At 74.0% G+C, this 21,640-nt stretch carries 17 protein-coding genes; 4 read left to right on the top strand and 13 right to left on the bottom strand.

Annotated features, from left to right (window positions below):
- Positions 1–198 precede the first annotated feature (198 nt).
- Both lanKC and ACIGXW_RS31125 read left to right on the top strand, forming a co-directional pair.
- Positions 199–2,739, top strand: coding sequence for a class III lanthionine synthetase LanKC (gene lanKC / locus ACIGXW_RS31130; RefSeq protein ID WP_399576250.1), 2,541 nt, complete (start codon positions 199–201; stop codon positions 2,737–2,739).
- A 160-nt stretch (positions 2,740–2,899) separates the two neighbouring features.
- Positions 2,900–3,424: a hypothetical protein gene (locus ACIGXW_RS31125; protein ID WP_399576248.1), complete on the top strand. Its 525-nt coding sequence runs from the start codon at positions 2,900–2,902 to the stop codon at positions 3,422–3,424.
- Positions 3,425–3,451: 27 nt separating this feature from the next.
- Here ACIGXW_RS31125 and ACIGXW_RS31120 read toward each other — a convergent pair whose 3' ends face one another.
- The 4 genes from ACIGXW_RS31120 to ACIGXW_RS31105 all read right to left on the bottom strand — a co-directional run bounded on the left by ACIGXW_RS31120 (position 3,452) and on the right by ACIGXW_RS31105 (position 8,702).
- A complete protein-coding gene (locus ACIGXW_RS31120) occupies positions 3,452–4,993 on the bottom strand; it encodes an MFS transporter (RefSeq protein WP_399576246.1) in 1,542 nt (513 codons plus the stop codon).
- Between the two features lie 120 nt (positions 4,994–5,113).
- Positions 5,114–7,288: an FUSC family protein gene (locus ACIGXW_RS31115; protein ID WP_399576245.1), complete on the bottom strand. Its 2,175-nt coding sequence runs from the start codon at positions 7,286–7,288 to the stop codon at positions 5,114–5,116.
- Positions 7,289–7,459: 171 nt separating this feature from the next.
- Complete coding sequence (locus tag ACIGXW_RS31110; protein WP_399576244.1) at positions 7,460–8,080, bottom strand: DsbA family protein; 621 nt, start codon at positions 8,078–8,080, stop codon at positions 7,460–7,462.
- Between the two features lie 127 nt (positions 8,081–8,207).
- Positions 8,208–8,702: a MarR family winged helix-turn-helix transcriptional regulator gene (locus tag ACIGXW_RS31105; protein ID WP_399576243.1), complete on the bottom strand. Its 495-nt coding sequence runs from the start codon at positions 8,700–8,702 to the stop codon at positions 8,208–8,210.
- Positions 8,703–8,823: 121 nt separating this feature from the next.
- Here ACIGXW_RS31105 and ACIGXW_RS31100 point away from each other — a divergent pair, with 121 nt between their 5' ends.
- Positions 8,824–9,180: a zinc ribbon domain-containing protein YjdM gene (locus tag ACIGXW_RS31100; protein WP_399576242.1), complete on the top strand. Its 357-nt coding sequence runs from the start codon at positions 8,824–8,826 to the stop codon at positions 9,178–9,180.
- Here the strand turns inward: ACIGXW_RS31100 and ACIGXW_RS31095 are convergent.
- From ACIGXW_RS31095 to ACIGXW_RS31075, 5 genes are all read right to left on the bottom strand, one after another.
- Positions 9,167–10,627 (bottom strand): MFS transporter, encoded by a 1,461-nt coding sequence (locus ACIGXW_RS31095; RefSeq protein ID WP_399576241.1) that lies wholly within the window; start codon positions 10,625–10,627, stop codon positions 9,167–9,169. The genes ACIGXW_RS31100 and ACIGXW_RS31095 overlap by 14 nt on opposite strands.
- Positions 10,628–10,705: 78 nt before the next feature.
- Positions 10,706–12,007, bottom strand: coding sequence for a HEAT repeat domain-containing protein (locus tag ACIGXW_RS31090; protein ID WP_399576239.1), 1,302 nt, complete (start codon positions 12,005–12,007; stop codon positions 10,706–10,708).
- A gap of 37 nt (positions 12,008–12,044) precedes the next feature.
- Positions 12,045–12,416: a hypothetical protein gene (locus tag ACIGXW_RS31085; RefSeq protein ID WP_399576237.1), complete on the bottom strand. Its 372-nt coding sequence runs from the start codon at positions 12,414–12,416 to the stop codon at positions 12,045–12,047.
- 49 nt (positions 12,417–12,465) lie between these two features.
- Entirely contained in the window at positions 12,466–12,981 is a 516-nt protein-coding gene (locus ACIGXW_RS31080; protein WP_399576407.1) for an Appr-1-p processing protein, read from the bottom strand.
- A 61-nt stretch (positions 12,982–13,042) separates the two neighbouring features.
- The gene (locus ACIGXW_RS31075) at positions 13,043–13,882 is read right to left on the bottom strand and encodes a hypothetical protein (protein WP_399576236.1); all 840 of its coding nucleotides are present in this window, start codon (positions 13,880–13,882) and stop codon (positions 13,043–13,045) included.
- A 148-nt stretch (positions 13,883–14,030) separates the two neighbouring features.
- Between ACIGXW_RS31075 and ACIGXW_RS31070 the strand changes: the two genes are divergently transcribed.
- A complete protein-coding gene (locus tag ACIGXW_RS31070) occupies positions 14,031–14,966 on the top strand; it encodes an ADP-ribosylglycohydrolase family protein (protein WP_399576235.1) in 936 nt (311 codons plus the stop codon).
- A gap of 16 nt (positions 14,967–14,982) precedes the next feature.
- Here ACIGXW_RS31070 and ACIGXW_RS31065 read toward each other — a convergent pair whose 3' ends face one another.
- The 4 genes from ACIGXW_RS31065 to ACIGXW_RS31050 all read right to left on the bottom strand — a co-directional run bounded on the left by ACIGXW_RS31065 (position 14,983) and on the right by ACIGXW_RS31050 (position 21,628).
- Complete coding sequence (locus tag ACIGXW_RS31065; RefSeq protein ID WP_399576233.1) at positions 14,983–15,876, bottom strand: alpha/beta fold hydrolase; 894 nt, start codon at positions 15,874–15,876, stop codon at positions 14,983–14,985.
- A 93-nt stretch (positions 15,877–15,969) separates the two neighbouring features.
- Positions 15,970–17,439: a UDP-N-acetylmuramoyl-L-alanyl-D-glutamate--2,6-diaminopimelate ligase gene (locus ACIGXW_RS31060; protein ID WP_399576232.1), complete on the bottom strand. Its 1,470-nt coding sequence runs from the start codon at positions 17,437–17,439 to the stop codon at positions 15,970–15,972.
- A 281-nt stretch (positions 17,440–17,720) separates the two neighbouring features.
- On the bottom strand, positions 17,721–20,258 hold the full coding sequence (locus ACIGXW_RS31055; protein ID WP_399576230.1) for a bifunctional lysylphosphatidylglycerol flippase/synthetase MprF: 2,538 nt from the start codon (positions 20,256–20,258) through the stop codon (positions 17,721–17,723).
- Positions 20,255–21,628 (bottom strand): alpha/beta hydrolase, encoded by a 1,374-nt coding sequence (locus ACIGXW_RS31050; protein ID WP_399576228.1) that lies wholly within the window; start codon positions 21,626–21,628, stop codon positions 20,255–20,257. The genes ACIGXW_RS31055 and ACIGXW_RS31050 overlap by 4 nt, the downstream gene beginning before the upstream one ends.
- Positions 21,629–21,640: the final 12 nt, after the last annotated feature.

Raw genomic sequence — 21,640 nt, 5'->3', positions numbered from 1 at the left:
GTCGGAGATCCTGGAGCTGCAGGAGCTGGAGGAGGAGACCCCCGCTCAGTGGCCGTGCAGCAACAGCTACCACAGCACCCTCGGACAGGTCTGAATCCGCCCCCCTGCCGGCCGCGGCCGGCCGTCGCCCCGCACGGCGGCGGCCGGCCGCCCCGCCGAGCCCCCGGGAGGCACCGGAGGAGATCGGAGATCACACGTATGCTCGCCCAAGGCCACCTCGTCGCGGACCCCCTCTTCGTGGACACGCCCGACCGCGTCGAGGACACCGCGAGCCGCTTCGCGCGGACCCAGCAGCCGGCGCCCGCGGGCTGGCGGCGCGCGGAGCGCGGCGGCTGGGTCTCCCTGCGGCACACCGGCGCGCGGCTGCCGGAACAGGGCTGGAAGATCCACGCCTCGGCGACGCCCGAGGAGGCGCCCCGGGTCGTCGACGCGGTGTGGGAGTACTGCGTCGAGCGCGGCATCAGCTTCAAGTTCCTGCGCAGCCGCACCCTGCTGGCCCTCGTCAACAGCAAGCGGGCGCCCCGGTCGGCCGGCGGCAAGCTCATCACCATCTACCCGCGCTGCGAGGAACTGCTGGAGCGGACGCTGCGGGAGCTTTCGTCGCTGCTGAGGGGAGTGAAGGGGCCGTACATCCTCAGCGATCTGCGCTGGGACGAGGGGCCGTTGTACCTGCGCTACGGCGGATTCTCCGCCCGGTACTGCTTCGCCCGCGACGGCGAGTACGTACCGGCCGTCGTGCGCCCGGACGGCCGGCCGGTGCCCGACGTGCGCGGGGCGGTCTTCAAGGTGCCGCCGTGGGCGGGAGTGCCGTCCTTCATCGACTCCCGCATCCGTGCCGCCCGGGCGAGGACCGGTGACGGCCTGCCGTACCGCGTCGAGAAGGCGTTGCGCTTCTCCAACAGCGGAGGGGTCTACCGCGCCGTGGACCCGGCCACCGGGCGACGGGTCGTCCTGCGCGAGGCCCGCCCGTACGCCGGCGTCGACGACAACGGCATGGACGCGGTGGCCCGGCTGGCGCGCGAGCACACCGTGCTGCGACGGCTGGCCGGCCTGGGCTGCGTGCCGGAAGTCATCGCCCGCACCCGCCACTGGGAACACCACTTCCTGGTGCAGGAGTTCGTCGAGGGCGAGCGGCTGCACGAGGCGATCGCGCGCCGCCATCCGCTCTTCCACCCCGGCGCGGACGAGGAGGCGACGGCCGCCTACACCCGCTGGGCGTGCGGGGTCCTCGACGGCGTCGGGGCCGCGACGGCCGCGCTGCACGCGCGGGGCATCGTCTTCGGCGACCTGCAGCCCGGCAATGTGCTGGTGCGGCCGGACGGCAGCGTGTGCCTGGTCGACTTCGAGACGTCCTTCGACATCGGCGAGGGCTTCACCCCCGTCATGGGGACCGCCGGCTTCATAGCACCCTGGGCCCGTTCGGGGTTCGCGATCGACACTTACGCCCTCGACTGCCTCGCGCTGGCGCTCTTCTGCCCGCTGACGGAGCTGCTGCGCTTCGACGCGGGCAAGCACGAGCAGCTGATCCACCTGGTGGAGGAGCGCTTCCCGGTGCCGGCCGGCTTCGGCGACCGGCTGCGCGCGGGGCTCGCCCCGCCGCCTGCCGCCTCCCCCGCGCCGTCCGTGGCCTGGCCTGTCGGCCCGGCCGGGAGCGACGGCCACGGCGGCGACGCGGAGCACGGCGAGCGGTGGGAGGCGGTCCTCGCGTCGTTGCGCGACGCCATCGTGTGCAGCGCCACACCGGATCGCGAGGACCGGCTCTTCCCCGGCGACGTCAAGCAGTTCGACGGCCAGGGCACGGGCCTGGCCTTCGGCGCGGCGGGGGTGCTGTACGCGCTGCACGCCACGGGACACGGCGGCTGCCCGCGCTTCGAGAGCCACGTCGACTGGCTGGCCCGGGCGGTCGAACGCACCCGCTGGCCGCGGCCCGGACTGTACGACGGGCTCGCCGGGGTGGCGTACGTGCTCGACGCGCTGGGCCGACCGCAGCAGGCCCGCGAGACGGTCGGCCGGCTGACCGGCTTCGACCTCACCGGCTGCGGGGTGGGCCTGTTCGGCGGCATCGCCGGCATCGCCCTGACCCGGCTGCACTTCGGCGACCCGGAAGCGGCGCTGCGCCTCGGCGACCGGCTGGCGCGCACCCTGGAGGGCGACGGACCGGCGGACCCCGCCGCGGTGGGGCTGATGCGCGGCTGGTCCGGGCCGGCGCTGCTGTTCACCCGGCTCTTCGACGTCACGGGAGACGTCCGCCACCTGCGCCTGGCGGAGGCGGCCTTGGCGCGGGACATCGCCTGCTGCGGGGTGTCCGGCGGCCGGTACGTGCACGTACGGGACGGCCGGCGCCGGCTCACCACGCTCGGGCGCGGCAGCGCGGGCGTCGGCATCGCCCTCGACGCGTACGTCCGCCGGCGCGAGGACGCCCACTTCTCCCGGCTGCGGGACCGTGTCCGCGACGGCCTGGGCACCGAACTGCTCCTGTCGTCCGGTCTGCTCGAGGGCCACGCCGGGCTGCTGTACGCCCTGGCGCACCTGGGCGGCCCGGCCGCCGCGCGCCGGGTCCAGCTGCGGGGGCTGGGGCTGCACGCGGTGCGCTACGAGGGGCGGTTGGCGTTCCCGATGGACGGGCTGCTGCGGCTGTCGATGGACCTGGCGACGGGGACGGCGGGGGTGCTGCTCGCCGTGCACGCCGCGACGCGGCCCGGCGCGGTGGCGTCGCTGCCGTTCCTGCGCCCGGGGTGAGGCCCGCGCGCCGGGGGGTGCGCGCTGCGGCGCGGGCGATACGGACGGGCTGCGGGAGTCGTGGGGGGCGGAGTGGGCCGTGCGATCTCCAGGGGTAGCCAGGGGCCGGTGCGCGCCGGTCCCGGCGCGCGAAGGCGTCAAGGCATCAAAGGGGTCGTGCATGTTCGGTAAGCGCGGTATCGGAATCGCCCTGTGCTCGCTCACGCTGGGCGCGTCCCTGATCGGGGCCCCGGCCGCCCGGGCCCATACCCCCATCGTCTGCACGGGGCAGGAGAGCACCGGCTACGCCCCCGGACTGCGCCTCACGCCCCGTCCCACGCACATCGCGGCGGAGGGCGTCTTCACCTGCTCCGACGCCCCGGGGCACACGGTCGCGGCGACCACGCGCATCACGGCGGACGCCCCGCGGGCCGGCTGCCTGACCGTCGGGACGCTGCGGGCCCGGGAGAACGTACGCTTCCGGGACGGCCGGACGTCGGTGATCTCGTACGGCACCGGGCAGTCCGCCCGGGCCCTGGGCGTCCAGACCATCCGGCTCGACGGCGTGGTCGTCGACGGGCTCGGCAAGGGGGCCCGGGCGGAGCGGGTCGTCCAGACCACACCCGTGGGACTTCCCACCGCCTGCCTCACGCAAAGCGGCCTCGAACGCGTGAGTGCCTTCACGCAGCTGCGCATCCTGCCCTGAGGCCGCCGGCGACGGGCGGCCGCCGCGTCAGTGACCGCCCGTCACCTTGAAGCCGCGGGGCACCATCAGCACCGCGAGCAGGGTCACGGTGACGACGATGCCCGCCGAGACGTAGGCGGTGGTCGTGAGCGCTTCGTCGAAGGCCGCGCGCGCGGCCGCCAGCACCTGCCTGCCGGTCTCCCCGCCGACGTCCCCGGCGACTTCGGCCGCGCCGCCCACCGACTCGCGGGCGAGGTCCCGCTCGCCCCCGCTCAGCGGAAGGTCCGTCATCCGCGCGGCGTAGGCGGCGCCGTGGATGCTGCCGAGGAGGGCCACGCCGAGGCCGACGCCCAGTTCGTAGGCGGTCTCGGACACCGCGCCCGCCTGCCCGGCCCGCTCCACGGGCACGGAGGAGACCAGCACCGACGCCGAGGCGGTGATCGCCAGCCCGTCGCCGAGGCCCAGCGCGGCCAGCACGAGGGCCACGACGGGGTAGGTGGTGGGTTCGGGGGCCACGGCGAGCAGCAGGAACCCGGCCGCCAGGGTGCCCAGGCCGATGGCCAGGACGGAGCGCACGCCCATGTGGTGCATCAGATGGGGCGAGCACAGCGAGCCGGCCAGCATGGCGAGGGCCGAGGGCAGGGTGCGCAGCCCGGCCTCCGACGGCGAGTAGCCGTGCACGTACTGCAGCCACAGGGAGATGAGGAAGAGGGCGGCGCCGATGGCCAGCATGGCCAGGAGCGTGGCCAGCGCCGCGGCGAGGAACGGGCCGTGGCCGAAGAGCCGGACGTCCAGCAGCGGGTCCTCGAGCCTGAGCTGGCGCCGGGCGAACACGGCCAGCAGGGCCACGCCGAGGAGGAGCGTGCCCACGTCCTCGGCCCGCAGGCTGCCCTTGGCGACGTGTTTGATGCCCCAGGCGAGCGCCACGATGCCGGCGATCGACAGCAGCGCGCCCGTCCAGTCGAGCCGCCCGTGCTGCGGCGCCCGGTACTCCGGCAGCAGCCGGATGCCGGCCACGACGGTCACGACGACGACCGGCACGTTCACCCAGAAGGCCGCCTGCCACTCGAAGTGCTCGACGAGGAATCCTCCGATGAGCGGACCCACGCAGGCGCCCGCGCCGGCCACGGCGGCCCAGATGCCGATGGCCAGGGCCCGTTCGCGGTCGTCGGTGAAGATGTTGCGGATCAGCGAGAGCGTCGAGGGCATCACCATCGCGCCGCCGAGCCCCAGCAGGACGCGGCCGCCGATGAGCTGCCAGGAGCTGTGGGAGGTGGCGGCGATGACGGAGGCCAGCCCGAACAGCACGAAGCCGGTGAGGAAGAGCAGCTTGCGGCCCCACCGGTCGCCGACGGCGCCGGTGGTGACGAGGAGGCCGCCCAGGACGAGGCCGTAGATGTCGATGATCCACAGCTGTTCGAGGGCGCCGGGCCGCAGGTCGTTGATGAGGGAGGGCAGTGCGACGTTGAGGATGGTGGCGTCCATGGCGACCAGCAGCAGGCTGGCGCAGAGCACGGCGAGCATGGCCCAGCGGCCGGCCGTGGGGGCCGCGCGGTCCCCGGCCCCGGGCTCTTCGGGAGCTCGCGTCATGGGACGACACCTCACCCTTCACGGGCCTCGGACTGCCGGCACCGAGCGAAATGACCGATCGGTTCAGTATGAAATGGATGTCCGGGCAGCGCGCGGCAGGGAAAGCGGACGGCCGCGCGGTCACCGGATGCGGGCCAGGTCCTGTGCCACGCCGGTGAGCCAGGCCTCCGCGTCGACGGCCAGCAGCACCGGTGCGGGGTCGGAGTCCGCCGCCCGGAGCGCGGCGCGGCACAGCGGCCCGGAGGCGTCGGCGGGCAGGGGCGCGGGGCCGGGGTCCCGGGCGGGCGCGGACGGCGCCGTACCCGAGCGCAGGGCGTGGGCGCAGCGCCCGCAGTCGGCCGCCACCCGCGTGGCCATGGCGGTCAGTTCGGCGGCCGCGTCGGGCGGCAGCGGGGCGGGGCCGGCGCCGTCCGGGCGCCTCATCAGCATCAGCTCTCCGCCGCGCAGCAGGTGGTACCCGGCGGCCATGGCGAGCTCCCAGTGCGGTTCCGCCGTGCGGCGGGGCATGCGCTCCGTCTGGTACTGGCAGTACGTGGCCTCGGCCAGCAGCATCGCACGGCGGGCGGACCGCAGCGGGTCCGCCGGCCCGGGCCGCCCGCACAGCCGGTCGGTCACCGCCCGGCAGCCGGCGGCGGCCTCGGTGAGGAATCCGGCGAGCGCGCCCCGCAGTTCGCCGTGGCCGCCATGCGGCCAGGCGAGCAGGCTGGCCGCCGCGCCGAGGGTGCCGCCGACCAGCACGTCGAGGATCCGTACCGCCGGCAGTTGCCAGTCGGCGGTGGAGAGCTGGGTGAAGAGCAGGACGAGGACGAGGGTGAACACCGCCTGTTCGTAGGCCGGGCCGAGCAGGGGTGCCACCGTGAAGCCGACGAGGAGGACGACGGGCAGCGCGGCGGCGTAGAAGACGGGCACGTTCCCGACGGCGGTGAGCAGGGCGGCGGCGACGGCGGCTCCGGCGGCCGTGCCGAGGAAGGCGGGGCGCAGGGCGGTGCGGGTGTCGGCGGCGGAGGTGCGCATGAGGCTGAGCGTCGCCAGCAGCACCCAGAAGCCGTGCGAGAGGCCGAGGCCGCCGGCCAGGAGGCGGGCGGCGGCGAGTGCCACGGCGACCCGCAGGGCGTTCTGCAGGTAGACCGAGCGGGGTGTCAGGTGCAGGCGCAGCCGTCGCCACCACAGTTCGGGGGCGGGCACGGCGGCGTACAGGAACGGCCACTCCCCCGCCGGTGCCTCGTGGGCGGGGCGGGCGCCGAGGGCGATGCGGGAGGCCCGCGCCGCCAGCAGCGCCCCTTCGGCGGCGGACTTGGCGACGGCGTCCTGCCGCAGCCGCAGGGGTGAGGCGCCGGGCAGTCCGCGCACCCGGGCGGCGTCGAAGTCGGCGACGGCCGCGGCCAGGCCGGCGGCCCCGTCCGCAGGCGCGCCGCGGCGCAGCCCTGCCGCGACGGGCCGCAGGGTGTCGGCGGTGCGCCGCAGCAGGGCCATGGCCTCCGGTCCGGCCGCGGGCGGCCCGCCGGGGGCGCCGTAGAGCCGGTCGAGCTGGTCGCGTACGTGGCGGACCGCCGCGCGCGTGTGGTTGAGGGCCCGGTCGCGTGCCGAGGGCGAGATGGGGCGTTCGGTGGGCGGCAGCCGGGAGGGCCGGGCCGCCTCCAGGGCCCGGTCGGCCGCCGCCCGCGTGTCCTGCTCGCCTTCGGCGGCCGTGGCGCAGCTGCGGGCCACGGCGGCCGTCGCGTCGGCGAGGCGCAGGCGGTAGGGGACGGGCGGGGGCTCGGCGGGCAGGAGGCGGTCCACGGCGGCGGTGAGCAGGATGCCGGCGCTCAGGCCGGCCAGCCGGGAGCCCAGGGTGTCCGGTGCGTAGGGCGGGAAGCAGGGCAGGACGTAGTAGAGCTGGCAGGCGACGCCGATCCCGGCCAGCCGCGGCCCGCCCACCCCGGCGAAGGACACCGTGAAGCCCACGACGAACATGCCGCAGGCCGCGGCCCAGTCCCGCACCGCGAGCAGGGTGCCGGCCGTGACCAGCAGGCAGGCGACCGGCAGGACCGCAAGGAGCGTGCGGGTGCGCTGCCGGACGGGGCCGGGGACGTGGGAGAACATCACCAGCGGCAGCGAGCCGAAGAGGGCGTACAGCCCCATGAGGGGGTCGCCGAACCCGTAGGTGCAGGTGTAGAAGCCGGTGCAGCCGGCGATCGTGGCGCACACCGCGCGCCGGGCGACCCACGGCGCGCGCGGCTGCCGCAGCAGCCGGCGGACCGCGTGGGTTCCTTGCGGGCGGGCGGGCCGGGCGGCCGGGGTACGGGCACGGATCATCGTGTCTCCCCAGGCTAGGTGGCCCGCGCCCGGCCGCAACCGGGGCGCCCCGGCCGGTGCGGCCGCCTCAGCCGGTCATCGCCTCGCGCACGTCGAGGCGCTTGCCGGTGGCCTGGTGGGCGGCGGTGCCCACGGGGAGTCCTTGCGTGGGGGAAGCGAGGGTGGCGGGGGTCAGGCGGCGGCGGTGAAAGCGGCCAGGCGCTGCTCGACCTGGTCGGCGGTGGCGTGGCCGACGGCGATGACCGCCGCGCGCTCGCCGTCGACGGCGAGCAGGGTGGGGAAGCCCTCGACGCCGTACTCCGCCGAGCGGCGGAAGTCGGCGCGGGCGGCGGCCGCGGCGGCGGGAGAGGCGAAGGCGGCGGCCACGGCGTCCGCGTCCAGGCCCGCCCGCTCGGCGACCGTGCGGTAGGTGGAGGCCTCGGACAGGCTCAGGCCCTCGGCGTAGAACGCCTCCTGCAGGGCCGCCGTGAGCTCGGCGGCCCGCTCGGGGGCGGCCTGGCGCAGGGCGGCCGTGCCGCGGGCGGCGGCCTCGGAGTCCATGACGAAGGTGCCGTCCGCGATCAGCCGGTCGTAGGCGGCGCCGAACTCGACGCCGGTGAGCCGGCTGATCTTGGCGTTGGCGCCCTGGACGTAGCCGAACTCCCGGATCGGGACCCGGCGGGCGCCGGTGAACAGGCCGCCGGAGACGACCTCCACGCTCAGCCCGGGCCGGCGGCGGGCGACCTCGGCCAGGGTGGGCGAGAAGCCGTAGGACCAGCCGCAGTAGGCGTCGAAGACGTAGACGAGCTTCATGAGGAGGTGTCTCCCGGGGGTGGGGGCTCGCGGGGGTCGCGAGCCGTTCACCTGAGAGAACAGTATCTGCTGCGTCAGACATTCCCGCCGGCGGCGATGGGGGCGAAGATTTTTTACTTGGAGGGTTTTACTTCAGGCGCGGCAGGGCGTCGCGCGCCGCGTGGCTGAGGGTCCTCAGGTCCTCCGCGAACCGCTCCCGGTGGGCCTCGGGCAGCGGCTCGAGGAAGAAGTGGCGGATGTTCTCCACATGGATGCGGGCCGCACGGACCACCGTCTCCTCGCCCTGGGGCGTCAGCCGCACCAGCCGCCCCCGCCGGTCGTCGGGGTCGGCGTCCCGGACCACCAGGCCCGCCGCCTCCATCCGGTCCACCAGCCGTGTCACCCCACCGGTGCTGAGCACCCGCTCCTGGGCGATCGCCCGCATCGGCAGCCCCGCCCGACCGGCGCGCCCCAGGATCAGCAGCACCTCGAACATCAGGTGACTGATCCCGCACTCCTCCTCGATGGCCCGGCCCAGGATGTACTCCAGCCGGTTGGCGGCCCCCTGCAGCCGCCCGAACGCCAGGACGCGCCCGTCGTTCGCCGCCTGCTCCGCCGTGGCGATCTCCGCTTCCCCTGCCACCTGTGCCACCTGACCCCTTCACCACACGTCCCGGCACCGGTGCGCCGGCCCCCTCGACCCTACGAGGAGAACCCCGCACCGGCCGCACTGATGATGTTCTGCGGACTCTTACACTGGTCAAGTGAACGAGAACCTGCCGCCGTGCCCCGAATGCTCCAGCGCCTACACCTATGAAATGGGCGCGCTCCTGGTCTGCCCGGAGTGCGGGCACGAGTGGTCGCTCCCGGCGGCCGCGGACACCGCGGGCGACGCCGAGGACGGTGTGATCAGGGACTCCGTCGGCAATGTCCTCGCCGACGGCGACACGGTCACGGTGGTCAAGTCCCTGAAGGTCAAGGGCCACCCGACGGGCATCAAGGCGGGCACCAAGGTGCGCAACATCCGCCTCGTGGAGGGCGTGGCCGGCCACGACATCGACTGCAAGATCGACGGTTTCGGTGCCATGCAGCTCAAGTCCAGCGTGGTCAGGAAGGCCTGATCCGACGTCGGCGGCCCGCGGCGTGCGCGTCTGGCCGCCCGCCCGCGGCCGCGCTCAGTGCCATCAGCACCGTGCCGACGGCCAGCACGAGCACCGGCAGCGGCGGCAGCACCGAGTCCCAGGTGCGGCCGCCGCCGAGGTGGTAGGCCAGGGTGACCAGGGCGACGCCCAACGCGGTGCCCAGCGATCTCGTCATGTTGATCAGCCCTCCGCCGGCACCGGAGTGTTCCTTGGGCACGGAGGCCATGACCATCTCGTTGTTGGCCGGGGTGTAGAGGCCCAGCCCGAGACCGAGGAGGCCGAGCCAGACAACGAGCCACGGCCTCCCTGGGGCGGCGAAGGCCAGCCCGGCCAGCGCGGCAAGGGCCGGCAGGGCACCCGCCAGGCACCGCCGGCGGCTCGGCCACGACGTCGGCAGCACCGCTTCCTGCGCGTTGGCCGCGAGCGCGAACCCGGCCGCCAGGGGGCTGAGCAGCAGCCCCACCCCCATCTCGTCCGCCCCGGTGTGCCGGACCAGCGCCAGCGGTACCAGCACCAGCGGCCCGAACAGCACCAGATACCCGGCCAGCGCCCCGAGCAGCCCCCACGCGATCCGCCGGTCGCGCATCAGCCGCCCGGGCACCAGCGGCGCGGGGGCGCGCCCCTCATGCCGTACGAACCCCCACCACAGTGCGGCGGAACCCACGATCAGTGCGGCGCCCACCCAGCCCGGCACCGGCAACCCGGACAGGGCCGACACCCCGCCCAGCAGCGCGGCCACCGCCGACGCCAGCCAGAGGGTGCCGGGCAGATCGAAACGGACCCCGGTGGGCCGCTCACCCGTGGGCGGCAGCAGATACCGGCCCATGACCATGGCGGCGACCCCGACCGGCACGTTGATCCAGAACACGCAGCGCCAGCCGGCCGTGGCCACCAGGACGCCGCCCAGCGTCGGGCCGACGGCCAGACCGAGCGCCTGGCCGGCCGCCTGGAAGCCGAGCGCGCTGCGCAGCTTCCCGCGCGGGGCGGCGACGGTGACCAGGGCGACGCTGTTGGCGGAGATCATCGCGGCGCCCAGGGCCTGGACGACGCGGAAGCACACCAGCGCGGCCAGGCTCGGCGCGAGGGAGCAGGCCGCGGACGCGAGGGTGAAGAGAGCGAACCCGTGGAGGTAGACCAGCTTGCGGCCGAGCAGATCGGACATGTGGCCGACGGTGACCATCAAGGCCGTCGTCACCAGGAGATAGGCCAGCGAGACCCACTGCACGGTGGCGAGCGGAGCGTCGAACTCCTGCTCAAGGCCGGGGTAGGTGATCGTGACGATGCTCGAGTCCAGCTGCCCCATGAAGGCGCCGACGCAGACGGTCAGCACCACCAGCTGCCACGAGTACGCCGACTCACACACCCAGCGCGGCCTGCCGCGCTCCCGCAGCAACCGCTCCCCCAGCCCACCGCCCCGACCGTTCATACCGCCCACCGTGCACACCGCTCCCGCCCGGCTCCGCGGCGGCACGCGGCACGGGACGGTCATCGCCCGGACGGCCCATCAGGACGACGTAAGACCGACCGCGTCGAGTTCGGGCACGGTGCAGCGCAGGTTGGCCAGGACCCACTTGTCCGTCTCCGTGCGGAGCATGCGCTTCAGCATGGGCAGCAGATTGACGGCTTCCAGCGCGCGGACCGACTGGACGGCGTACCTCCGTACGTCTGCGTCCTCATCGGTGAGGGCGGCCTTGAGCAACTCGTCGCGGCCCGGATCCTCGAGATGCCGGAGGCGATAGGCCGCGTCTTTCCTCGTCTTCGCGTCATCGCTGCCGAGCGATGTCCTCAGATCGCCGATGCGCAACGCGCCCGACCTGACCATGATGCGGTACGCGGCCCATCGGACCTCGGAATCGGGGTCGTTCAGCAAAGGACGGACGAGGCCGACCAGATCGGGATGCGAGAGTCGGTCCAGGGCGCGGAGTGCCACGCCCCGCACGTCCGGGTCGGTGTCCAGCAGGGCGTCCGCGCCCAGCGGCAGGAAGTCCTCGAGGCCGAGCGTTCCGGCCGTCTGCCAGATCTGGCTTCTGACGGCGGGCGAGGGATCGCTCCGCAGCGAGGCGAGCAGTGCGGGCGTGCCCTCGGGATCGAAGCGGGGCAGGGACAGCAACGACGAGGCCGCCCGCGCCCGGCGGGCGGCGGACTGGTCGGACCCGAGGAGGGAAAGGAGGTCCTCTTGGGTGCCGGGAATGTTCTCACCGAAAGACATGAGCTTGTAGCCGGCCGTCATCTCGTCCAGCCAGCGCTCGTACCACGACAGGAAGTCGGGATCCTCGGTCACGTAAGGCGGCACGTGCCCATCGGTGTTGACGTAGGCGAGGCGACCTCGAGCGGGACCGCTGACGATCAGAAAGGTGTAGTCGGCACCTCCCCGGCTCACCACGGTGATGACGCCCCGGTCCGGGTCTTCGTCGTTGTCCCATGCCTCGTTCCACCAGTTCCGGCCGTATTCACGGTCAGGGCCGAACGAGGAGGGCTGATGAAGGATGCCCGGTTCCACCTCGAGGATGCCGAGGTCCCATGCGGACAGGGGCAGGAGACCGTGGGACGGGCCCGGGCCGCCGTCGCTGATCTCGGTGATGAATCGGCGGTAAGGGCCGGGCAGGGACACCTGGTGCCGTTTCTCGAACGCCTCGACCTCGGCGAGTGCCAGCGGAGGGCGCGGAGCGGAGCCCGGGGGCCACGCGGTTTTCTCCCCCGTCGGCCTGCCCCGGTCCGGCCGACGGGGACCCTTGGCGAGCTTGGCCGCGATACGGGCCAGACGTGCGTCCAAGTCGTGCTCCCCGTGCGTCCTGTCCAGTCCCATGCCGGGAGGCTATCCGCCCCGGCCGGGCAGGCCCTCGTCAGGCCGTGAACCGGCCGAGGCTCAGCATCACGACCAGCAGCAACGTCAGCGCCCCCAGCCCGATGCCGCCCGCCCGGGCGCCGCCCCGGGGGTGGAAGATGCCGGCCACCGTGGCCAGCGTGGCGAGCGGCACCGCGTTCGCCGCGACGGCCATCAGTTCGTCGCCGAAGCGCAGCGGGCCCCGGATGCCGTCCTGGCACGAGTCGCAGGCGATGGCGAACAGCGGCCCCAGCACCCCCACGAAGGCGCCGGCGACCAGCACGGCCACCGCGAGCACGGCCAGCCCGACCCAGTCGGCGGCCGTACGCCGGGGCCGATGGCCGGGGCGGCGGCCCGGTGCGGAAACGGAAGCCGTGCCGGTGTTCTCCATGCGAACGACACTACGAATCTGGCCTGCCGCCCCGTATCCGTCTCCGTACTCAGATCGCCGGGAGCGCAGACCTGAGTACCGGAACGTCGTGGACGGTGGTGGCGATCCCGCGCGCGACAAGGTGAGCGGTGAGGAGCGGTTCGACGCGGTCCCACGTGCCGCCGGCCAGGCCGCACCCGATCCGGGGCAGGTGGGCGGACGCTCCCAGGCGGTTGCAGTGCGTGGCGAGCGCCGTCAACGCGGTGGCGAGCGCCTCGTAGCGGATCGGGGCGTCGGTCCGTCCCCGGCGGGCGATACCGCGCTGTCCGATCATGTTCGCCACCCATATGCCGTCCTCGACGGGCACCAGCTGGACCGCGCCCAGGGCGAAGTCGTTGCCCGGGCGGCCGCGTTCGCGGTACCAGGTCCGGTAGGCGGCCTCGGGAGCCTTCCAGCGCTGAGAGACGGAGGCGACGAAGCCGCGCCCCCAGCCGCCGATGTCGTTGCAGACGTGCGCGATGACCTTCGGGCCGTCGCTGCCGGACACCGCGGTGGCATCGCCCACCGCGTACTGCACCATGTTGATCACAGCCCCACCGTAGGAGCTGCCACTGACAATCGGCGGTGGCCGGCGGGGAAGCCCGGTCTCAGCCGCCCACGCACTTGAGCGTCGGGCCCACGAGCATGTTGCCGGTATACGTGTCCTGCCCCTTGGGCAGCCAGTAGCCCATTTTGGAGGCAACGGCCGAGCAGCGCTTGCCCATGTGGACGTGCACCTTGACCACGTAGGGCCGTCCCGGCTGAAGGTTGATCACGTCGCAGTTGAGGATGTGCGGGTGGCGGGCCTTGGACGGGTAGGCGCCCGACAGCGGGTTGCTGCACTGGGTGTCGGGGGAGGTCAGCTTGAGCCCGCTGTCCGGGGTGCCGATCAGGCCCAGGCGCGTATTGCTGTCGCCGTCGAGCCCCAGACGGCGGACCGTGTACGTCACGACAGTGGTGCGGCCGGCCCGCACGGTCCCCGGCGTGACGTCGACCCGGTGCGTCGCCTTGGGCGCCGGCCAGCTCAGGGTGATCGTGGACGTCCGCCGCACGGGGAAGTCGACGCCCGCCGGCGCGGACCGCACGCGGAGCGTGGTGGTGAGCACGTACGTCCCCGGCCCCGGATACCCCGTCCGCCGCGTGAGCTCCCCGGAAGCGACCTCCCGGCCACCGCGCGTCATCCGCCACGACCCGGAGGTGTCACAGGCGATCCGCCGGCACTCCGCGGGCGCGGTCACGGTCATGAACGCGTGGTCCAGCGCCACACACGTGCCGACCTTCGCCGACTGCCCGTCCTTGCCCTTGACCAGGACGCCCGGAAAGCAGCGCTGCGTCGAAGCGGCCCCCGGCACCGGCGCGGCGGGCGTCGAGGGCGCCGCGTACACCCCCGTCGGCACGGCGAACAACGCGGACAGGGCCAGCGACCGAGCGAGCACCTTCAAGACCATCGTGAGCTCCCGGAGTCCGAGCGACGAACACCGGAAATTGTGGGATCCCGCCCCGCCGAACACCCGTCACGCCACGCCTCGTACCGGCCAATGGCCTCCGTGCGGAGCAGCCGGCGGCCACGTGTGCGAGGTTGGTTAGGCTGCCTGCGTGAACCGTAGCGAACGAGCCATCGGAGCTGTCGTCGGCTCGGCCGTGGGCGACGCGCTGGGCGCGCCCTTCGAATTCGGCCCCGCGGGCGCGTTCTCCGCCCGTTTCCCGGAGCCCGCCCGCGTGAGCGAGATGTGCGGTGGGGGCGGCTGGGACGTCGGCGAGGCCACGGACGACACACAGATGGCCGTACATGTGGGCGAATCCCTTCTGGAGCGCGGCGGGCTCGACCTCCCGGACATCTTCGACCGTTTCCAGCGGTGGGCGCGCGCCGACCCCAAGGACATCGGTCTGCAGACGGAGGACGTCCTCACCAACGGCGAGCCCTGGGACCTCGCCGCCGCGGCTCATTTCCGCGTCAACCACCGGGCCGCCGGGAACGGTGCGCTGATGCGGGCCACCACCTCCGCGGTGTACTTCGCCGACCAGGGAGCGCAGGCCACCATGGACGCGGCGCGGCGCATCGCCGCGCTGACCCACGGCGACCCCGCCGCCTGGGAGGGCTCCGCGATTTTTCACGAACTGCTGCGCGCGGCGCTCGAGGGCGCCGACCCGCTCGCCGCCCTCCCGGACACCCTGGCCCGCGTCCGTCCCGATCACCGCGAGCGGTACGCGACGGTCCTCTCCCCGGACTGGCACCCCGACCGGGCCACCGAGTTCAACGGCGCCGTCTGGCCCTGCCTGGGTTCAGCGGTCTGGGCGTTGCGCACCACGTCCTCCTACGAGGAGGCCGTGCGCGCGGCCGTCGATCTGGGCGGCGACACCGATACCGTCGCCGCGGTCACCGGGGGCCTCGCCGGGGCAGTCCACGGCCGGGGCGCCATCCCGGCACGCTGGACCGAGCCGCTGCACGTACCCCTGCCGGGCGCCGGCGACCGGGTGCTGCGTCTGCCGGACCTGATCGACCTCGCCCGACGCCTCGCCGGTCACGCATAGAAGGCGCCCGCCCGCCTCAGCCTTCCACCGTCCGCTCGGCGACGGCGCCGAGCAGGCGCTCCGTCTCGGTGACGATGATCCGGGGTTCGGATGTCGGGACCATGTGGTCCGCCTGTCGTGCGTAAACGTGCCGTCCCCTCGGGGACTGTCGGGCCCGGTACGCGTGGGCGGCGTTCACGGACTCGCGGGCCCGGGCGCTCATGCCCGGGGTGGGCAGGGTGGCGGAGATGACGGTGACCGGGATGTCGCCGAGGGCGGGTGGGTGGTCGCGCAGGGCGCGCAAGTCGGGTTCGATGGAGGCCTGTTCAGCGCCCATGGTGCGCATCACCGCGACGGTGAAGGCCTCCGCGCGCATGTCGGCGGCGGCGTCGGGCGGCAGGGCGGCGGTCACCTTGCGGAAGAGGAGGCCGCACCATCCCAGGCGGGCCAGCAGCAGGGCGAGCCGGTGGCGGATCTTCTCCTGTCTGCGGACGGAGCGTTCGAAGAGCAGGTCGCAGTCCTCGTCCGTGGGGTCGACGAGCACGAGCCCCGCGATCCGCCCGGGCCGGGCCGCCGCGGCGAGGCGGACGACCGGGCCGCCCCAGCTGTGGCCGACCAGGATGTACGGTCCCGGCCCGAGGTGGTCCAGCAGGTCGCCCAAGTCGGCTGCGAGCCGGGGGAGATCGCGCGGGCCCGACGGGTCGGGGGCGCTGCGGCCGAGGCCGCTGCGGTCGTAGACCACCGCCCGCGCCGAGCGCGCCACGGCCTGCTGGACCAGTGCCCAGTACGACCGGGTCGACGCCAGGCCCCCTTCAAACACCACCGTCGCCGGCCCGCCTCCGGCAGGCCCCGCGAGCTCCATGGAGAACAGCTCGCGGCCGTCACGGGTCCGTGCGGTGCCGGGTGTGCCCTGGCTGTGCTGTCGCTGCATCACTGTCCGTCCCCACCGGCGGATCCGGCCAGTCGCCCGACCGAAGATTTACTTAGGTTAGCCTAAGCTACCTTCGAGCTGCTCGCCAGGCCGTCACGCCCCGGCGAGTTCACGCACGGTCGCCATGTCGCTGAAGGGCAGCAGCTGTTCACCGACGATCTGGTGCGGCTCGCTGCCCTTTCCGGCGACCAGGACGACGTCGTCCGGGCCCGCGGCGGACAGGGCGAACGCGAGCGCCTCACGACGGTCGGCGAACCGTTCGAAGGGCGTGCCGGTCGCGGCGAGGCCTGGGGCGATCTGGTCGAGGATGGCCCCGGGGTCTTCGGTGCGGGGGTTGTCCGAGGTGAGGACACACAGGTCGGAGAGGGTTCCGGCGATCCTTCCCATCTCGGCGCGCTTGGTGGTGTCCCGGTCCCCGCCGCAGCCGAAGACGGTGATCGTCCGGCCCCGGGCGAAGCCGCGGATGGTGGTCAGGACCTTGAGCAGGGAGTCCGGCGAGTGGGCGTAGTCCACGATCACGGACGTGCCGCGCGGGGTCCGGAAGCGTTCGAACCGGCCCGGTACGGGGGGCATCCGTTCGAGCGCGGCGACCAGCCCGGCCAGGTCGTGCCCCAGGGCGTGGCAGGCCGCCACGGTGGCCAGCGCGTTGGCCACCGAGAACCGGCCCGGAACGGGAATCGCCGCCGGGTACTTGCCGCCGTCGTGGTGCAGGGTGAACCGCGTGCCGCAGGCGTCCACCGTGACGTCGGTGGCCCGGTAGTCCGCCTCGGCGTCCAGGGCGTACGTCGCCACCGCGCCGGGCATCAGCGCCCGGATCCGGTCGCTGACGGCGTCGTCGGCGTTGACCACGGCACGTCGGCACAGGCCCTGGAACAGACGCATCTTGGCGTCGCGGTAGTGCGCCATCGTGCCGTGATCGTCCAGGTGGTCCTGCGTGAGGTTGGTGAAGACCCCGACGTCGGCGAACGTACGGTCCACCCGGTGGTTCAGCAGGCCCATGGACGTGGCCTCCAGCACCACGCTGCCGGCCCCCGCGTCGCGCATGCACCCCAGCAGGTACTGCAGGTCCGGGGACTCCGGGGTGGTCAGCACCGACCTCGGCATCGGGATCGGTTCGTCGCCGATCCGGCTGCCGGCCGTCCCGATGACGCCCACCTTCGCGCCCGCGGAGATCCGCAGCACCGACTCGGCCATGTACGACACCGAGGTCTTCCCGTTGGTGCCGGTGACCGCCACCACGTCCATGTCCCGTCCCGGCTCGCCGAAGTAGCGGGAGGCGACGACCGCGGCCGCCGTACGGACGTCCGGCACCCGCACCACGCAGCCGTCCGACGCCGCGGGCACCAGCGCGCCGCCGCCCACGAGCACGGCGGCCGCGCCGCGCGCGAGGGCCGGCGCCACGGCGCCGGGGCCGCCCGCACGGTGGCCGGGGACGGCGATGAACAGCGACCCCGGCGTCACCCGGTCGACGTCGAAGGTCGTTCCGGCGGTGATCCGCGTCTTCTCCGGGTCGCCCCGGACGACGTCGTGCCCGTACCCGGCCAACAGCTCGCTCAGCTTCACAATGATCCCTTCGAGGGGTGGCTCGGCCCGGTCGTGCGGCGTCGCCGGACGGAAGCGCCGACGGCGAATCCGGGACTGCGGTGCTGCGTGGAGCAGGAAAGACCCTGCGGCGCCGTGGACGAGCGGCGGGACGGTGGCAGGGTGTCGTGGTGAAGCGCTAGCCGTGGCCGTGCGACGCGAGGCGGCCGGTCCGGCTCGCCTCGGCACGTGTGCGCCCCATGGAGCCGAGTGTACGTCCGGCCGGGCGCCGCCGACGCCACTGCCCGGCGCCCGCCCGTCCCTCAGGAGGAGAACTGCCGCACCAGCCGCACCCCTTGTGCCGCCGTCATGTGGGGCAGGTAGGCCTTGGTGACCGCACGGGTGATCAGTGGCAGGGCGGCCGGGTCCGGGTAGGCCATGAACATGGGGCGGTACTGGGGCTGGAATTTCGCCTTGAAGTTGAGCAGGGAGCGGAAGCCGTAGACCGGTTCGAGGACCTTGCCGCCGTAGTCGAGGACGCGTTGCAGCGCCACCGGCGGCTCCTCCGTGGCCTTGCGGGCCAGGGGAGCGCCCGACAGGCTCAGGAAGCGGGCGCCCTCCTCCTTGAAGCCCAGTGCCGCCGAGGCGATCAGGAATTCCATCGAACCCCGGAAGCCGCTCGCCCGGCGCCGCATGAAGTCCAGCGTCCAGCCGACCGGCCGGCCCTCCGCGTACACCGGCATCCAGCTGGTGATCCCGTGCACCGTGCGGTCGGCGTCCACCGCGATCAGGCAGCGCACCGCCGGGTCGTCGAGCTCCTCGAGGCCGCCCAGGGTGAAGCCCATCTCCGGGAGGCCCTTGTCGGCGACCCACTCCTCGGAGATCGACCGCACCTGGTCGGTGATCGCGACGGGGGCGTCGGGGTAGGACCACCACTCGGCGGTGATGCCCTCCTTCTTCGCCTTGTTCAGGGCCGTGCGCACGTCCTGCCACTTCTTTCCCGTAAAGGCCAGCTCCGGCAGCGGCACCACGGTGTCCTCGGCGACCTGCACCGACCGCCAGCCCAGCGCCTCGGCGGCCTCGCGGGCCGGCGCGTCCACGGTGTAGAAGCAGGGGGTCCAGCCGCGTTCGTCGCAGAACCGGGAGAAGCCGGCGACGGCGTCCGCCCGGGCGTCCGGCGCCCCGAACGGGGCGCCGGTGGTCAGCGCCACCGTGGAGATCACCCGGTAGGCGACGGCGGCCCGGCCGTCCGCGGAGAACCAGTAGTAGTTGCCGTCCCAGGTCGTCAGGTAGGACAGGTTCGAGCCGCCGTGCGCGGTCAGGAGTTCCCGGGCGCGTACGGCCGCGTCCGCGTCCGTGTGCAGCCGGGGCCGCCGGAACGTCACCAGCAGGGCGATCAGCGTGACCAGCCAGAAGAGCAGCCCGCAGTAGCGGAAGAGCGCCCGGGCCGTACCGCCCACGGGAACCGGCCAGTCGGTGAAGTAGCCCAGGAAGGCCGGCGGCACGAACTCCGACAGCAGCCCGGACAGCAGGATCCCGAACCCGGCCGGCGGGTCGTACTGGTCCCGTACCGCGTGGCCGACGCCCACGTACGCGGCGCAGGTCAACAGCAGCGTGCCGCCGACCACGGCCGCGAGCCCCGCCATCGCCGAGCGCGGCAGACGCAGGTCGAAGCGGGCACGGGCGACCAGGAGCAGCGCCAGGACCAGGACGGGCAGCAGCATCTGTTCCGCGAAGAGCTGGACGTAGCCGGCGTGGTCCTGGGGCTCGGCGTAGGCGGAGGGGTTGTCGAGGAAGTCCTTGAGCCAGTAGGCGAACAGGGCGATCCAGGCCAGGTGCGAGAGGACCGCCAGGGCCCAGGCGAGCCGCAGCCCCCGGCGCAGCCCTTCGGCGAGGACGAGCATCACCGCAGGGACGAGGACGGCCATGGCGATGGCCGGGGAGTCGTAGAAGTCGCGGACCGCGTGGATGTAGTGGCAGTCCTGGGCGGACATGCCGCAGGCGTCCTTGATCTCCTCGGGCGTGGGCCGGGTGGAGACGTAGAGGAAGTTGAAGGAGCTGAAGGGGCCGTACGCCTCCTCGTAGAGGATGGCCACCATCGGTCCGATCGCGGAGGCGGCCACGACGAGCGCGACCAGCACCCGGGCCTCGGTGTGGGAGGAGTGCCGCAGCCGCAGGGGGCCGCGCGGGCGGTGGAGCAGGGCGCCCAGGGCGAGGCCGGCCGCCGCGCCGCCCAGCCGCAGCACGCCCTGCAAGTGGCCCACGTACAGAGCCATGACCAGGGCGAACGCCACGATGCCGAGCATGGTGCGGCGGCGCCAGAGCGCGGTGAGGCGGTAGCTGAGCACCCCGCCGACGGCGAGCACGCCGACGGTGGGGGTGACGGCCAGGTCCTCGGTGAGGCTGTCCAGCCACTGCTCCCCCGCGGCGGATCCGGCCGCGACCAGGCCGACGCCCAGGAGGGTGCCCGCGACCTGGCCGCCGAGCAGCAGTGCGGCGGTGCGCGCGACGCCCAGGCGGCGCTCGCAGGGGGTGACGAGCAGCAGCACCAGGAGCGTCGAGCCGATGTAGCCGCCGAGCCCGGGGCACCACAGCAGCGAACTGGCCGGGCTCCACCAGCGGCCCTCGGCCAGGGCGGTCACGCCGACTCCGACGTGCTCCAGCAGGTTCCGGCCCGGGCCGGAGCCCAGCGCACCGGTCAGCGCCCCCACGATCCACAGCACGGCGAGGAAGGCCAGCGTGAACGGGGCGTGGCGCACGGGCGCCAGAAGACGGTCGAGCGTGGCGCGCCAGGGGTGGGTGCTGTCCCCGACGACGGGCGCGGGCGGTGGCGGGGGCGGCGGGCCGCCGGTTTCGGTCATCGGATCAGTCCCGTCTCCCGGGCGAGCCAGGGCAGTTGCCGCTCCAGGCCGGGTCGCCAGACCTGCCAGCTGTGGCCGCCGGGCAGCAGCACCCACTCGGCGCGCATCCCGGCCCTGACGGCGGCGTCGTAGACCTTCCGCTGCTGCGGCCGGTAGGTGGCGTCGTCGCTGCCGGCGACGAACGCCGCCTTGGTGTCGGGGAAGCGCTGCCGGGCCATCACGTCCAGCGGGTTGACCTTCTCGTAGGCGGCCGCGTCGCCGCCGAAGGCCTTGTCGATCGTCTTCTGCCGGCCGCCGAGGGTGGGCGCCTCCTGGCCGGAGATGTCGTTGACGACGCCGTAGACCTGCGGGGCGTTGACGCCGAGCTGGAGGGAGCAGGTGCCGCCGAAGGAGATCCCGGAGACGATCCAGGAGGTGCGGGCGGAGGCGACCTGGAGGTGGGAGCGGATCCAGCCGGGCACGTCGACGGCCAGGTAGGTCTGGACCTGGCCGAGCCGGGAGTCCAGGCAGAGGGTGTTGGCGAACTGCGAGCCGAGGGGGTCGGCCACGACGACCACGGGGGCGAGCCCGTGGTGGTCCGCGGCGAAGGAGTTCATCATCTCCACCAGCCGCCCGGAGTTGATCCAGTCGTCGGGGGACCCCGGCTGGCCCGCCATGAGGACGATCACGGGCAGCGGGGGGCGGGGGCTCGCCCGGTAGGCGGGCGGCAGATAGACGTACGCGGAGCGGGCCTTGAAGCCCGAGGCGGTGCCGGGGATGTCGGAGCGGGAGAGCGTGCCGTGCGCCGGCAGGCCGGCCGGTGGCCGCCACACCTCGGAGACGGCCTTGCCGTGCGGCACGTGCAGGACCGGTTCGGTGCGGCCGGTGGCGTCGCCGAGGCTGGTGGTCTTCTGCAGCCAGGCGTTGAGGGCGGTACGGGCCGTCGGGTACTGGTCGAAGTGGCGGTTGATCTGCGAGGCGCCCAGCAGCACGGCGCACAGCGCGGCGAGGACCGCACCGGCCCAGTGGCGCGGGCGCAGCAGCGGTATCCGGAACGCCGCCAGGCACAGGCCGAGGACGGCGACGCCCGCCCAGACGACGACGCCGGTCGGCAGCGGGTCGGGGAAGAGCTCGAGCCAGTCGTCGACGGCGACCTGCAGCAGCCAGGTGATCAGCGCGGCGAGGAGCACGGCGAGCGGCGCCCAGCGGGTCCACCACCGGCGTTGCCGGGAGAAGAGCAGCACGGCCAGGGCGCAGCAGCCGAGGGCCAGCAGGACGAGCGGGATCCAGCCGCGCACCAGGGACCAGTCCAGCGCTCCCGCGGCCCGCTCGCCCGGGGCGGATGCCGCCGGGGCGAGCGGGCCGGGCTGCGGGAGGCGGGCGGGCGTCACGGTGTCCGAGGC

The sequence above is a fragment of the Streptomyces sp. NPDC053079 genome (genome assembly GCF_044546695.1).
Lineage (GTDB): Bacteria > Actinomycetota > Actinomycetes > Streptomycetales > Streptomycetaceae > Streptomyces.
Note: the sequence above shows the minus strand (reverse complement) of the source record. Positions and strands in the feature narration are given on the sequence as shown.

Excerpts from the sequence above, each read along its gene's own strand:
- ACIGXW_RS31095 (WP_399576241.1), bottom strand. The coding sequence starts at position 10,627 with ATGAACGGTCGGGGCGGTGGGCTGGGGGAGCGGTTGCTGCGGGAGCGC.
- ACIGXW_RS31110 (WP_399576244.1), bottom strand. The coding sequence starts at position 8,080 with ATGAAGCTCGTCTACGTCTTCGACGCCTACTGCGGCTGGTCCTACGGC.
- ACIGXW_RS31055 (WP_399576230.1), bottom strand. The coding sequence starts at position 20,258 with ATGACCGAAACCGGCGGCCCGCCGCCCCCGCCACCGCCCGCGCCCGTC.
- ACIGXW_RS31075 (WP_399576236.1), bottom strand. The coding sequence starts at position 13,882 with ATGGTCTTGAAGGTGCTCGCTCGGTCGCTGGCCCTGTCCGCGTTGTTC.
- ACIGXW_RS31090 (WP_399576239.1), bottom strand. The coding sequence starts at position 12,007 with ATGGGACTGGACAGGACGCACGGGGAGCACGACTTGGACGCACGTCTG.
- lanKC (WP_399576250.1), top strand. The coding sequence starts at position 199 with ATGCTCGCCCAAGGCCACCTCGTCGCGGACCCCCTCTTCGTGGACACG.
- ACIGXW_RS31125 (WP_399576248.1), top strand. The coding sequence starts at position 2,900 with ATGTTCGGTAAGCGCGGTATCGGAATCGCCCTGTGCTCGCTCACGCTG.
- ACIGXW_RS31085 (WP_399576237.1), bottom strand. The coding sequence starts at position 12,416 with ATGGAGAACACCGGCACGGCTTCCGTTTCCGCACCGGGCCGCCGCCCC.
- ACIGXW_RS31115 (WP_399576245.1), bottom strand. The coding sequence starts at position 7,288 with ATGATCCGTGCCCGTACCCCGGCCGCCCGGCCCGCCCGCCCGCAAGGA.
- ACIGXW_RS31120 (WP_399576246.1), bottom strand. The coding sequence starts at position 4,993 with ATGACGCGAGCTCCCGAAGAGCCCGGGGCCGGGGACCGCGCGGCCCCC.
- ACIGXW_RS31065 (WP_399576233.1), bottom strand. The coding sequence starts at position 15,876 with ATGCAGCGACAGCACAGCCAGGGCACACCCGGCACCGCACGGACCCGT.